This is a genomic window from Streptomyces sp. NPDC001617, assembly GCF_053596855.1.
Window position 1 is genome coordinate 1 of record NZ_JBSFHA010000150.1, and the last position, 13,207, is coordinate 13,207.

Annotated in this window: 7 protein-coding genes and 1 pseudogene; 3 read left to right on the forward strand and 5 right to left on the reverse strand. The window is 67.9% G+C overall.

Annotated elements, in window-relative coordinates; all coding sequences use genetic code 11:
• Positions 1–49: 49 nt before the first annotated feature.
• The 3 genes from ACWC09_RS50985 to ACWC09_RS50995 all read right to left on the reverse strand — a co-directional run bounded on the left by ACWC09_RS50985 (position 50) and on the right by ACWC09_RS50995 (position 6,977).
• Positions 50–1,561: a hypothetical protein gene (locus tag ACWC09_RS50985; RefSeq protein ID WP_450858971.1), complete on the reverse strand. Its 1,512-nt coding sequence runs from the start codon at positions 1,559–1,561 to the stop codon at positions 50–52.
• A 521-nt stretch (positions 1,562–2,082) separates the two neighbouring features.
• Complete coding sequence (locus ACWC09_RS50990) at positions 2,083–2,913, reverse strand: hypothetical protein (RefSeq protein WP_450858973.1); 831 nt, start codon at positions 2,911–2,913, stop codon at positions 2,083–2,085.
• Entirely contained in the window at positions 2,910–6,977 is a 4,068-nt protein-coding gene (locus ACWC09_RS50995; protein WP_450858975.1) for an AAA domain-containing protein, read from the reverse strand. Before ACWC09_RS50995 ends, ACWC09_RS50990 begins: the two co-directional genes overlap by 4 nt.
• 683 nt (positions 6,978–7,660) lie before the next feature.
• On the opposite strand from ACWC09_RS50995, the gene ACWC09_RS51000 reads away from it, so the two are divergent.
• A protein-coding gene (locus ACWC09_RS51000; protein WP_450858977.1) for an IS3 family transposase occupies positions 7,661–8,898 on the forward strand; the annotation gives its coding sequence in 2 pieces (ribosomal slippage) (positions 7,661–7,985 and positions 7,985–8,898; 1,239 coding nt in all).
• Positions 8,899–8,954: 56 nt separating this feature from the next.
• Here ACWC09_RS51000 and ACWC09_RS51005 read toward each other — a convergent pair.
• The gene (locus ACWC09_RS51005; protein ID WP_450858978.1) at positions 8,955–9,218 is read right to left on the reverse strand and encodes a hypothetical protein; all 264 of its coding nucleotides are present in this window, start codon (positions 9,216–9,218) and stop codon (positions 8,955–8,957) included.
• A 172-nt stretch (positions 9,219–9,390) separates the two neighbouring features.
• Here ACWC09_RS51005 and ACWC09_RS51010 point away from each other — a divergent pair, with 172 nt between their 5' ends.
• On the forward strand, positions 9,391–10,854 hold the full coding sequence (locus tag ACWC09_RS51010; protein ID WP_450858980.1) for a hypothetical protein: 1,464 nt from the start codon (positions 9,391–9,393) through the stop codon (positions 10,852–10,854).
• A 412-nt stretch (positions 10,855–11,266) separates the two neighbouring features.
• Here ACWC09_RS51010 and ACWC09_RS51015 read toward each other — a convergent pair whose 3' ends face one another.
• Entirely contained in the window at positions 11,267–11,773 is a 507-nt protein-coding gene (locus ACWC09_RS51015; RefSeq protein WP_450858982.1) for a hypothetical protein, read from the reverse strand.
• Between the two features lie 448 nt (positions 11,774–12,221).
• Between ACWC09_RS51015 and ACWC09_RS51020 the strand changes: the two are divergent.
• Positions 12,222–13,118, forward strand: a pseudogene (locus ACWC09_RS51020) (IS630 family transposase); the annotation flags it as partial.
• Positions 13,119–13,207: the final 89 nt, after the last annotated feature.

Here is a 13,207-nt window from a genome sequence, read left to right on the forward strand (position 1 = left end):
ACCGGCCGCACCTGATCACAGGCTGCCTGCCGACCACCGGCCTGGACCTTCAGGGCCTGATCGAGACACCGGACATCACGGATTCAACCTGAGTAGCGGCCTTCAAAAGTTCATCGAGGCTGCGTTCGGTCCATCGGGAATTCGTGGTCATCCCATAGGGTTCCTGCTCCGAGTCACTGAGACGTTCCACACCTTCCGGGTCCCGCGAGATGGAAGGGACAAGGACGGGGTTCGTGTCGCCCTCGGCGAAATCATCACCCTGATGCCACTTGGGGAAAACCCACCAGGTTGTCGCGTAGTCGATAGCGTGCGTCAGGTTCAGCAATTCGCTACTGTGGTAAATCTTCGAGTAGTAGCGGTAGAAATCATCACCGGAACGCGCGACCCCGGGGGGAGCGTCCACAAGATGCTTCCCCGACGCCAGGTCCCAGGAAGGGGCGCCAGAACCGCCGTAGCTGTTCCCCAGTTTTCCCCGGTCGGCTCGGATGAACGAGGCGGTCGCATCGATCTCCACACGACCGAGCCCCGATCGCAGCGGCACGTCGACCACTCGATCCTGCGAGAGGTCGACGCCGGGGTCCAACCGGTCCCCCGGCTCCGCGAATTTGCCGGTTCCCAGCATGCGAGAAGGGGAGTAGGCGACGTGCTTCAGCGCTTCGTCGTAACCCCACGTGTCGCTTTTCCACGTGTCCTCGCTGACGCCCTTCTCAGTGAATTTGGTAGGCCATCCATTGACTGTCCACATGGTGCCCACGACATAGATCCGCACGGATCCCATGTTACGGAACTCGATATGTGCCGGAACATGAAGTGAAGCGCCGTCCGCGCTCACCGTGGGATCACCGAACGAGACACTGAAGGGAATTCTTACGGGCGTCGAATAAGGAACGTACATCTGTGAATAAGCCAGGCTCGAGATTCCGACGATGCCGGACACCACCACACTGAGGGCGACACCCTTGGGATGCGGGACCCCTTGCCACGCCTTCTGACGGGTCAGCAGCCAAAAGGCCCAAGCAGCCCACAGCACCAGGGTGATCCAGAGCCAGAGGAACGGAGTGTACGAGCAGCCCTGGATCTGTGTGATCAGGAACATCAGGTTCGTGACCGTCACGGTGCCCACGCCCACCAGGACCGCCGCGCCCGAGTAGCGCAGGACCCTCTTACCCCAGTAGTCGCACACCGCGAGGGTCGCAACTGCTTCCACCAGTGCCGCAGTGAGGAAGGCGACACCCATGACTCGGCCCCCATACGCCAGCGCGTTGAAGGCGTCTGTGCTGCCCACGTGGAAAAGCACCGACGCGGACGCGAGAAGCCCCAGCGCCATCAGGACACCGGCTCCTCGTCTGCGCCATCGTCGGTCGGGCCAGCAAGACGGGTCCGCCAGCCAGTGGACCCGGGCAGGATCGTCGAGATCCAGCTCCGGCGAGCCCGCCCGACGAACGTGCCGCTCCAGGTCGCGCCGCGACCAGGCGCTGCCGACGGTCTCCCCTCGCACTCGCACGGCCCGCAGTCCCCGGTCGTCCGGGGCCTCCACGACGACGAGAGGACGGTTGCTCATGAGTCAAGGGTGACCACGGCCTCGCGTCCGCTCAGGCAATGACGCGCATCGGCATCTACACCAACCTCAGCTGGCCTAGTGACACCTCTCCGCTGACCACCTCGCGCATGCGTGACCCCGAGGCCAGTGAGGCCTTTCAGCGTGCAGCGTCGACCGCCAGTGCACCACCACCTATGCCGCCCCCTCACGATCGCGGTATGCCCTTCCCAAGCCGCACTCCAGCAAGCAATGCCAGTACGTCACCACCCACGGCTTGGGCACAGCAGGAGAACCTACGAAGGCGGGCGGCTGATGCATATGCCTGGGATCGGCTCGCCGATCCCAGGGTTGACGGAGGGGACGACCGGGGCGCTGTCCAAGACGGTGCCGACCGGCCACAGGCGCAGGCCGCGCCGCTCCGTCCGACCGTCGGCCTCGACACCGACTCCGACGGCCACGCCTTCCGCCGCCGGTCGTGCCAGGCCGCCGGATCCGCGTGCCGTCGCTCGAGGCATGGCGGAGCGCGCAACGCAGCCGGACTGCTAGCGACTGGTTTCGAGGTCGTTGAGGACGGCGAGGACCGGACCCCAGCACATGCCGACGGTGTCGCGGTCGGGTGTGACGCCTCGTTCCTGTTGCTGGCGCAGGTGGACGAAGTTTCGGTAGTCGCGGACGATCTTCATGAAGTCGTGGGCGTCCATCTGGATCCAGCCTCGGGTCCGGGCGGTGTCGAGCAGGAGGGAGAAGCTGGCCCGTTCGGGAGCGACCCGCTTGCCGTTCGGCATGGGGAAGCCTTGCAGCAGGGTGGGGTCGCGGTGGGTGAGGACGTCCAGGAGCAGCGCTTCGGCGAAGCTGCCGATGCCGATGATGGTGAGGCCGTAGGCGCCGTGCTGTTCGCAGATCTGGGTTTCGGTGACGCGTTCCATGAGCTGCTGGAGGAAGTCTTCGCTGCTGACGAGAGGGCGTATGCGGGCTTCGAGGTCGTCGGGGACGGTGAAGACGGTGGTGTGGCCGTCGGTGCCGGGCTGGCCCAGGACGGGGCGTCCGGAGACGTAGGTGACGGTGAGCTGTTCGGCGGCGAGGTGGGTGTTGAGTTCCTGGCGGATGAGGTCGGCGGAGGCGAGGCCGTCGTCGTATTCGAGTGGGTCGCAGATGCGGCACAGCAGCCGGCTGACGGCGGCCAAGTCGTCGGTGCTGGTGAGGATGTCGGTGAGCCAGGGGATGCGGGGTGAGCCGTCGTACTCGGCAGGCTGGGGCCAGCCAGCGCGTTGGAGGAGCTGGGTGAGTTGGTAGCCGCGGCGTTCGAAGGGACCGTCGGTGTCGACGATGAGGCGGGCGACGCGTTCGAGGGTGAGGGGGTCGAGGGGCTTCACTGCTGGGTCTCCTTGTCTGCCGTGTGCTGGGCCTGTTCGAAGGCGCAGGTGAGACGTTCGACGATGACGCGGCCGCGTTTTTTGAAGCCCAGTTCAGTGATGGCCTGGTTGATGCGGGTGTCGCGGTCGAGTTGGAATCCGTCGCTCAGCAGCCAGGACGCCAAGGCCAGCAGGTCAGCGTCGGAGTAGTCGCCGATGCGATCCGCTGCGGGCAGGGCGGGGCGGGGGCGGCGTTGGGTAGAAGCCGGGGGCGGGGGTGCTGCCGGGCGGGGTATGCCGGCGGGGTGGGCGGGGGTTTCGTCGGCCTGTCGTACGGCATCGCGCCAGGTGGCAAGGAGGCGTTCGAGTTCGGTGTTCGGGTTGGTGAACCAGTCGGCGGCCCAGATGCGGTGGAAGCGCCAGCCGAGTCGTTCCAGGTGTGCCTGACGCAGGCGGTCGCGGTCTCGGGCGCTGGGGGCGCTGTGGTAGCGCTCGCCGTCGGTCTCGACGGCGAGGATCATCTGGCCGGGGCGTTCGGGGTGGCCGAGGGCGAAGTCGATGCGGTAGCCGGACACGCCCCACTGCGGTGTGACGGGGACGTTGGAGGCTTCGAGGGTGGTGAGGACCTGCTGTTCGAATGGGTTGAGGTTCCAGTCGGTGCGTGCGGTTCCGGTGCGGTGGAGGTCTCCGCCGTGGGAGCAGTACTCGAGGAAGGCGCGCAGCAGTTCGGGCCCGCGGTTGCGGGTGTTTTTGAGTTTGCCGGGGTCGAAGTCGTGGTGGGTGAAGGAGCTGACGACTGTCATCGTCTGGCGGGCGCGGGTGATGGCGACGTTCAGACGGCGCTCTCCCCCGTCGTTGTTGAGCGGGCCGAAGGACATGGACAGTCGGCCGTTGGCGCCTTTGCCGTAGCCGATGCTGAGGATGATGGCGTCGCGTTCGTCGCCCTGGACCTGTTCGAGGTTCTTGGTGAAGAAACGCCGTCGGGGTCCGGCGTCGGGGCTAAAGAACTCCTGGAGTTCCGGCCGGTCTTGAAGAGCATCGCGCAGGGCGAGGGTGATGCGGTCGGCGTGGCGCTGGCCCATGGTGATGACGCCGAGGCTGAGATCAGGGGTGTGGGTGGCGTGGTCGAGGGCCAGTTCGACGACGCGTTCGACTTCCTCGGGGACGGAACCGTTCTGGCCGGGCCGGGCGTGGCCGTCGACGGCCACCAGGTGGATGGGGCTGGCGAGGGCGGTACCGGGGAAGGTGACGAGCCGGTCGTCGTAGATGGTGTGGTTGGAGAAGGCGATCAGGCGTTCGTCGCGGCTGCGGTAGTGCCATTTCAGGGTGTGGACGCGGGGCAGCCGGCTGGAGAGCAGGTCCAGCAGCGACTCGTAGTCGGGCGGGGGCGCAGCGTCGTCGAGGTCGTCGTCGGTGTGCTCCTGGGTGCCGCTCAGGACGCGCTGGAAGAAGGTGGTGGGCGGCAACTGGTGGGGGTCTCCGGCGACGATGACCTGCCGTGCGCGCATGATGGAGGTCATCGCGTCGTGCGGCAGGACCTGGCTGGCCTCGTCGAAGATGACGACGTCGAACAGTCGAGTGGCCGGCAGGACACGGCTCACGACGAGGGGCGACATGGCCCAGCACGGCTTGGCGGCCAGCAACACGTCGGGGGCCTTGTCGACGAGCCTGCGCAGCGGAAGGTGCCGGGTTTTACGGCGGGCCTGGGTGCGCACCAGCGTGTTCTGGTCGGGGTGGGCGTCGCGGACCTTGCGTAGCCGGGTGGCGACCTCGTAGCGGACGCGGGCGGGGTTGCTGTCCCGGTGGTCGCGGTCACGGAGGCGGAACTGCTCGACGACGTGGTCGTGTTCGAGACGGGTGAAGGACCGCAGGTAGGCGGAGCGCATGCGGGCCTCCTCCAGCACCGACGACCACCACAGGTAGTCGAAGGTGGCCACCGCCGTGTCGGGATCGGCGTCCGCGTGTGCCAGCTCGTCGAGGAGGCCGCCGAGTTGGGCGGCTTCGAGCCGGTCGGTGAGCTGGTTGAGTTCGGGCATGCGCAGCAGGGTGTCGCGGTCGCCGTCGAGGCGCTGAATGGTTTTGTCTACGTCGTCGGCGGGGGCGGTCTGCCAGCCGTCCCAGCGCACGCACAGGGCTATCGCGGCCAGACGGCTCTGCAGATCGGTGAAGGCGGCCAGGGCGCGGGAGAGTCCGGGGACGGTCCACGGGTCCGCGCCACTGGTCACGGACAGCGACTGCCAGCGAGTGCGCTGGTCGGCCGCCTGCCGCAGAGCGGCGTGCAGCGCAGGGCGTTCGCGCAGACCGTCCTTGGTCAGGCCACGCGCCCGTTTGATCAGTTTCCGGCGGATCCACCAGCCGATGCGCCGGCCGTGCTCCTTGCGCCAGGCGCGGCTCGCGCTGGCGGCGATGAGATCATCCAGGCCGGGGGCGAAGACGGCCGCTTCGAAGCGGGCCAGTGTCGCGGTGACGTCCTGCAGCAGGGCGAGCAGGGCCTGCCATCCCTGGAGATCGTCGGCCCGGCGCAGGCCTGCGGTGTCCACCAGGTTCGCAAGGGTCCGGCGGGTGTCGCTCAGCGCCGTGCCGACGAGCTGGTCGAGGCCGTCCACCACCGTGCGCAGTTCGTCCTCGGTGCGGGCCGGCGTGTAAGACCAGGGGGATTCGCCGCGGCGGACCGTCAGTCCTTTCGTGGCGACGAACGTCCGCAGATCCTGCTCGGTCTGGCGGTAGTGCTCGCCGTGGAGGTGGCGCAGTGCGGGGCCGCGCAGCCGCAGGCGGGTGTGATGGGATGGCGGGCAGCCCATCAGATGGGTGATCGCCTGGTGCGGGCTCACCTGCCAGGGATCGAGCGGCTGGTGGAACTCCTTTATGTGGCGGAGGGTTTCCTCGCGGTAGTGGGTCAGGCCGGTGTGCAGGTCGGCCGGGCGAGGCGGGGCTTGCTGGCCTGCCCGCTCCAGGGCGTCGTGCAGTTGCTGGGCGATCTGGCGGCGGCTGAGTTTGTTGCCGTGGAGGTCGAAGACCAGTCCGTCCAGGTCCACGGTGGCGAGGCTGTCGGTGACGGCTTCGATCGCGGCGCGTTTCTCGGCGACGAACAGGACGCGTTTACCCAGGGCCGAGAAGGTGGTAATCAGGTTGGCGATGGTCTGGCTCTTGCCCGTTCCCGGCGGTCCTTCGATCACCAGGTGGGAGCCGGCCAGCGCGGCATTGATGACCTTCTGCTGGGAGGCGTCCGCGTCGAGAACGAGGTACTCCGACCGGGGCGGGATGTCGTCGGCGCTGATTGGAGCACGAGAGCCGGTGTCCTCGGCCAGGGCACGGTTTGCTTCCCTGTCGCCGGCCAGGGCGGCGATGACCGGGTGGTCGGCCAGCAGTTCGGTGGCGTTGCGCAGGTCCTGGACCATAGGGAGCCGGTCGAAGCTGAAGACGCCCGCCACGATGCGTTCTTCCAGCTCGACGGTCAGGTTGCTGCGGACGAGAACGGCCTCGAGGATCTCGTAGGCGAGGGGGATGCGGTCGGCCGGGTCCGCGCACTCCTCCAATGCGGTGGACACCTTGTCGGCGAGCACTTCCGTGTCGCCGTCCATGCCGTAGTGGCGGCTGAGCGCGTACAGAAGCACCGGATTGATCTCCGCCTCGCCGGCAGCCTCGAGGACGAAGTCGTTCTCGGACGCGGTACGCGGCTGGATGGCCAGAGGTTGAAGCAGCAGCGGGGCGCGCAGCGCCGGCACAGGCGTATTGCCGCGCGTGGGCGGCGGGTCGACGCGCAACAGGCCAAGAGCCAGGCGCCCGGCCTCGATGCCCTGTTCCTCATCCAGCTCCACCATCCTGCGGCGCAGGCTCCGTGCACGGGTGCAGGCAGGACCGTGGTCTGCGGCAGCGGGAAACAGGGCGGCCAGGCGGGTTTTGCGGGCGGCTAGGAGCGAGGTCAGGGCCTGCGGATTCGCGTCGGTCACATCCAGCGACGCGGTTTTGGTGTCCTTGAAGTGCAACAGCGTGTTGTAGGGCCCGAAATCGACCAGTGCGTCGGCCCACTGTTGTGCCTCAGCGGCCACTTTTTCCCGACGCGCGTGCAGCGCGGTGGCTTCCACGTGTCACCCCTTCCGAACCGGATGCCGAACCCGGCCCGCCTCGCGCCGGAGCCGCCCCGCGTGAGGCGAACAGGCCAACGTACGAGGCCCAAGGCACCTTCAAACAGGGAGAGTTGGAGCGCGCGCAGGGCGTGAAAGAAGCACACACGGCGCACCAGGGGCGCCCGGAGGACCAGGCTCCGCTCCCCGCCGACCGTCGCCCCGGTCCGTGGCAAGCAGGAGGACTTCCATCGGGGTGGCCGCGGCCCCAGGACCGGCTCCTGCGTCCAAACGCTGGCGGGTGCGCTCTCGGGCCAGGCGCAGCGCAAGAACCAGCTGCCGAGGTGACGCATCCGGACTGTGACGTGCGTGCCAGGGGCAAGGCCGCACAGGTTCGCCCGCATCACCGTCGCCAGCTACTCGAGCCCGAGGACTACGACGACCGCGGAAGTTCGAGAAGGAATCACCGTCGGGGCGGTGCTGCGTGCACGCTTCGACGCGGGGTAGGTGGCCGACACGGACCCTGGAGATGCAAGCCCTGCTCGATCAAGGCATGTTGCTTGCTCGCGATGAAAGCGCTCTCCCGAGCGGGGATGGGTGGGGTCGGTACCTTCGGCTCCGCATCCCCTCCCGGGACCTCCCCCTGAGTGGTGGACACGCTGATACTGGATCTGCTTGATCCGGAGGAAGCGAGAAGACCGCCGATGGCGATGAAGGACTACTCGGACGAGTTCAGGGCCGATGCCGTGGCCCTGTACGAGTCCACGCCCGGGGCGACATACAAGAGCATCGCCACCGACCTCGGCATCAACCGGGCCACGCTGCGGGAGTGGGTACTGCGGGACCGCGAACGCCGTGGTGTCACCACTGCGGCCGCACAGCCGGCCGTCCAACCGGGGGCAGCGGTGCCGTCCGACGATCCGGACGAGCGGATCAGGCAACTTGAGGCGAGGGTGGCCGAGCTCGAGGCGAGCGAGCGGAAACTCGCCACTGAGCGGGACATACTCCGCAAGGCAGCCAAGTATTTCGCCGGGGAGACGAACTGGTGAGGAGCCGCTTCCAGTTCGTCGACGACCACCGGGACACCTACGAGGTGAAGCGGCTCTGCCAGGTCCTGGACGTGAACCGGTCCAGCTACTACAAGTGGCTTGCCGGCCGGCAGGCGAGGACGTTGCGGCAGGGCAACGACCGGCTCCTGGCCGAGCGGATCCGCGAGGTCCACCGCGAGTCCGCAGGCGCCTACGGCTCCCCACGGGTGACCGCCGAACTCCGGGACAAGGGTCTGCGGGTGAACGAGAAACGCGTCGCCCGCATCATGCGGACGTTCTCCATCACCGGCATCCGCCTGCGCAGACGCGTCCGCACCACGATCCCGGACCCGGCCACCGCACCGGTTCCCGACCTGTTCCAGCGGGACTTCACCGCCCCCGAACCCGGCCTGAAATACATGGGCGACATCACCTATCTCCCCCTGGAAGACGGAGAGTTCCTCTATCTCGCGACCGTGCTGGACTGCTTCAGCCGCAAGGTCGTCGGCTGGTCCATCGCCGACCACATGCGCACCAGCCTGGTCACCGACGCACTGCAGATGGCGGCTGCGACCCGCGGCGGCCTGGACGGCGCCGTGTTCCACTCCGACCACGGAGCCCAATACGGATCAAGAGCCTTCGCCGATCTCTGCGACCGGCTCGGGGTCACCCGATCGATGGGCGCGGTCGGCACCAGCGCGGACAACGCGGCCTGCGAGAGCTTCCATGCGTCCCTCAAACGCGAGACCCTCCAGGGCGCCCGCGACTACGGCGACGCCGACACCTGCAGAAGGACGGCATTTGCCTGGCTGACCCGCTACAACACCCGCCGCCGGCACTCTGCCAACGGCCACCTCAGCCCCAACGAATACGAACGCCGACACCACGCGGCTAAGCTCACACTCGCCGCGTGATCAACGAAGCGTGTCCACCATCACGGGGGAAGGCCCCCCGTGCGGCGCAGCGCGCGTCAGCTGTTCCCGCCGCCGGAGGCACCTTGATCGCGCGAGGGACCGCCCCGGGAGCGCTCTGCGGCGCCCGGCACCGTCTGCAGCGCGCGCAGGGCTTCGGCGACGGGACGCCGAGCGGCGTGGTTGTCCGCGCATGCGGCCAGGAACTGCAACAGCTGGTGCTCCCGGCGTTCCTGACTGCGGGCCAGACACCGTACCGTCAAAAGGCGCACGAGGTGACCAAGAGCCAGGACGGCGAGGGCGGACCACTCGAGTGCCAGCATCGAAATCCCCCTCGGGGTCATCTGCCGGTTGACCGGCGGTGGTTGGCCCCGTCTGACGGCGGGGTGTGGCAGCCACCATGACCCCCACTGTCTAGACACCTCCACCCAAGCCGCCTAACGTCACGCAGATCGGAAGTATCGGCCTGATGGTCGTTCCTCGGGGGAGGCAACGGTGGAAGAGGCTTCCGGCCGACACGAGCATCCCGTCGCCTTCGTGGCGAAGCTGGTGGGCCTGGGCGATGTCAGTCCGCGCAACGCCTCGATCTGGCTGCGGGCGGCGGGCATGGCACCAGTGCCGATAGCGAAGAAGAACCTCGCCGCCAAGTGGAATCTGACGGTGCGTCACGTGCACAATGTGCACCGCGCCGTAGCCCTCCGGCTTCCCCCGCCCGGCGCGCCGGCGGCCCGCGATAAAGCACTCTCCCCCGCCGAGCTGGAGGCCGCGCTCGCCGCCGTGCACGCGCAGCTCGACGTCGGTGACCGCGACCCTCGCCAGGATGCCTCCCACGCACTGGACACGCTCGCCGCCCAGATGCGCGGCGCCCCCGTGCCCCGCAGCAAGGCGCGCCCGCAGGGCAGCGCGGCCCGCAGCCGCGGCTACCGGCTACGGATCCATCTGAAGGAGCACATCGAACGGCTGCCGTTGGAAGACGCCTCCCGCTATCCCGTTCCCTTCCTCGCCATCGGCCAGCCGCTGCCGGCGTCCCTCATCCACCTGGTGCCCGCCACAATCCGCTCCGGCAGCAGACCGCCGGACACCGACTGGCTGGCCGGACTCCTTCACGACCTGCGCGACGCTCACACCAGCAAGGACGGGCGCGCCGCTGCGCTGACGGAGGTGTGCATGTGGGCGCTGGCCCAGTACCCCGCCTCGCCCGATGCCGGACTTGAGTCGGAGATGCTGCGGATCTGTGCGATCGAGCTGCGCCAGCAGTCGGCCCGTATGGCCGCCGTCTGGGCCGCGCAGCGGATACGGCAGCTCCAGGGCCCGTATGCGCCCGCCGCCCTGTATGCCGTCCACGACGAGGCCATCGCCCTGCGCGGCAACGGCTATCATCTGCGCGCTCTGCACGTCCTGAGGCAGGCGCTCGAGGATGCCAAGCGGGCCGAGTGCGAAGAGGCCGAGCGCCATCTCATCACCTGTGTGCTGACGAGCCAGCTCGTCCATGTCGCCCTCGACCTGCGCCACCAGACCGCTCCCCTTGACGCACTCCCCCTCTCCCGCGGCTATTTCGACTTCAGTCAGCGGGCGGGGGCGCACTTCTACCTGCCGGCGGCAGCCCGCTCCCGGTTCGAGACCGAGTTCGTCCTCGCCACCGACCGGGCCCGCAGAGAGCGGGAGCGGTTTTGGATACCGGCCAGCGTGCGCCACATGTACGACACCACAGACAAGATCATCCGTGATTCCGGGTCGGAAATATGGACGGCCCAATGGGCGATCCTCACCATGCAGCTGGGCATCGACCACCGCGACAGCGACGCCGTCACCGCCGCCGCGGAAGAATTCGCGAGCTTCGTCTCCACGGTCCCGTGGATCCGACGCGACCATCCCGCCGAACTGGTCCACTACAACCTCGTCCGCGACCGTGCCGTGAAGGCGAATCCCGCCCTGGACAACCGCCTCCCCCAGTTGTGAATCGTTTGCGCGATCAAGCGCGGCTGAGGGACACCCGGCGAACGACTTCCGGCTCATCACCCCCATGTCCACGGCCTGTTGGAGCAGCACTTGCGGATTGATCGCCTGCAGACGCGGACGACGGGACCCTCCGGTGTGTGGGCCACTTCACGGGGCGCGAAGCACCAATGGCGGAACAACCGGCGGCAGTTCGCCGTTGACCAGTACGTGGCTAGCGGAGGGGACTGTGTCCCCGGGCCTCACCAATAGCCCATGGGGACGATCGTTCGGCTGAAGCCCCATGGAGCATCCCGCCGAGAGGCGACCGCCCTCCGCCCGCCACCACTCACGGCCCTGGCTGGCCTCCCCCGTCCAGCCAGGGCTTTCCCACACCTGGAGGCGTCGCGGCCACCCCTTGCGGCAGCAGCCTCCTTCAACCCAGGTGAAGGGTGGTCAGGGCGGTGGTCCAGTCGGTGACGATGGCCTTCTGCGCGGCGGCAAGCGACACCTTGCCGGCGCAGACCGCGGTGTGCAGCTTCGTCTCCACCGGGTCCTTCTTGTTGTTCACCCCGGCGCCCTTCTTGTGGCCCGGGTCAGCCGGCTCCACCCACAGGTTGCGCGGGTCGTTGGGATCACCTCCGAGCTGCAAACTGATCAGGTGGTCGTACTCGGCATCCGCCATACGGCCGGTGTAGCCGTAGCAGGCGGCATTCAGCCTCTTCTCCTTGCCCGTCACGTACGCAGAGGGGTGTACACCAGCGGTGTAGCCGCCCTTGCGGCAGATCGTCGACTTCAGATTCGCCTGCGCCACTGCCGGGGAGACCCCACCCGGCATGCATTTCGGGTCCTCAAGCGGTTCGCCGTGCTCGTAGCGGAAGTGGCAGGAGCCGGCGGCCGGCTGCTGCTGGACCGTGTAGTGCTTCTGCGGGCCAGCACCCACCGCGATCGGACCGGACGACCCACCAACCGGCCCGGCCGATCCCGACGCTCCCCCAACTGGGCTCTGGCTCCCCACCGGCCGACGCAAGATTCTCCGCCTCACCCAGCACTGGCCCTGGACCGGCGAGATCACCACCGCCCTCGAACGGCTCGCGCTCCTGGCCACCCCCGGCTGATCAGCAAACTCCCGCCATCCCGACGACAACACCGCTTGCCCCCGGCCGTGGAACCCGGCGCCAACCCGACGCGACAACGGGGCCGTCGGCCTGCCCACCATCAGCTTCAGAAAGCGAAAGGGTCCGCCGACTCCGTCGGCGGACCCTCACGAAAGATCGAGGCTAGCGGCCAAAGCCGCTAGTGACCAGCACGTTAGCGGCTACTGAACTTGATTGGGTGATGTCGGGTCGTTCGGCTGAGCGTTGAGTCCTCTGCGCTGTACTGCTGTGACCGTGAGGTACGCGCAGGGCGGGGGCTTGACCGACGCCGAGAGGGAAGCCCGGGAGCGAGTGCGGCTGGATGCTGTGGCTCGGTTCGAGGCCGGGGATTGGAACAAGGCCATTGCCGCCACTCTTCGGGTGTCTGAAAGATCGGTGGAACGGTGGCGGGGGCAGTGGCGTGAGGGCGGGGCGGCTGGTGTCGCCTCGAAGGGGTCGCCCGGTAGGCCGAGGCTCAGCGGTGCCCAGGTCGCCAGGTTGGAGCGGGAGTTGGAGCGTGGACCGCTCGCACACGGCTGGGCTGACCAGCGATGGACCCTGGCGCGGGTCAAGAAACTGATCGGTCGGCTCTTCCGTATCTCATACACAGTGGAGGGCACGTGGCGACTACTCAAGCGTCACGGCTGGTCGTGGCAGCAGCCCGCGCGCCGCGCGATCGAGCGTGACAATGACGCGGTGGAGCTGTGGAAGAAAGAGGTCTGGCCGCGGGTAAGAGCACCGCGGCGGCCTGCAACGGCCGGCCTCGTCTTCGAAGACGAGGCCGGCCAGTCGCTGACGCCGCCGCGTGCCAGGACATGGGGCCGGATCGGCCAGACGCCGGTGGTGCAAGTCAGAGGCCGAGGCTCGGGACGCGTGTCCATGGTGGGCATGACCTGCTACAAGGCAGGTGAGCGGTCGCGACTGATCTACGCAGTCCGCGAATACCACGGACGCAAGAACCAGCCCAAGGGCTTCGGCTCGCGGGACTTTCGTGACCTGCTGGTCCGCGCCCGGATCCAGCTGGATGGTCCGATCGTGCTGGTCTGGGACAACGTCCGCATTCACCTGACCACAGACTTGCGCGAGTTCTTCGCGGCGAACACCGACTGGCTCACGGTGTTCCAACTACCTGCCTACGCCCCGGACCTCAGTGGGCGTTAAGTCCGATCTTCCTCGGTTCGTGATCGCTCGATCGAGGTACTGATCGCCGGGCAGGCCATCCGCTGGGCATGTGCATGCTG

Excerpts from the sequence above, each read along its gene's own strand:
- ACWC09_RS50985 (WP_450858971.1), bottom strand. The coding sequence starts at position 1,561 with ATGAGCAACCGTCCTCTCGTCGTCGTGGAGGCCCCGGACGACCGGGGA.
- ACWC09_RS51005 (WP_450858978.1), bottom strand. The coding sequence starts at position 9,218 with ATGCTGGCACTCGAGTGGTCCGCCCTCGCCGTCCTGGCTCTTGGTCAC.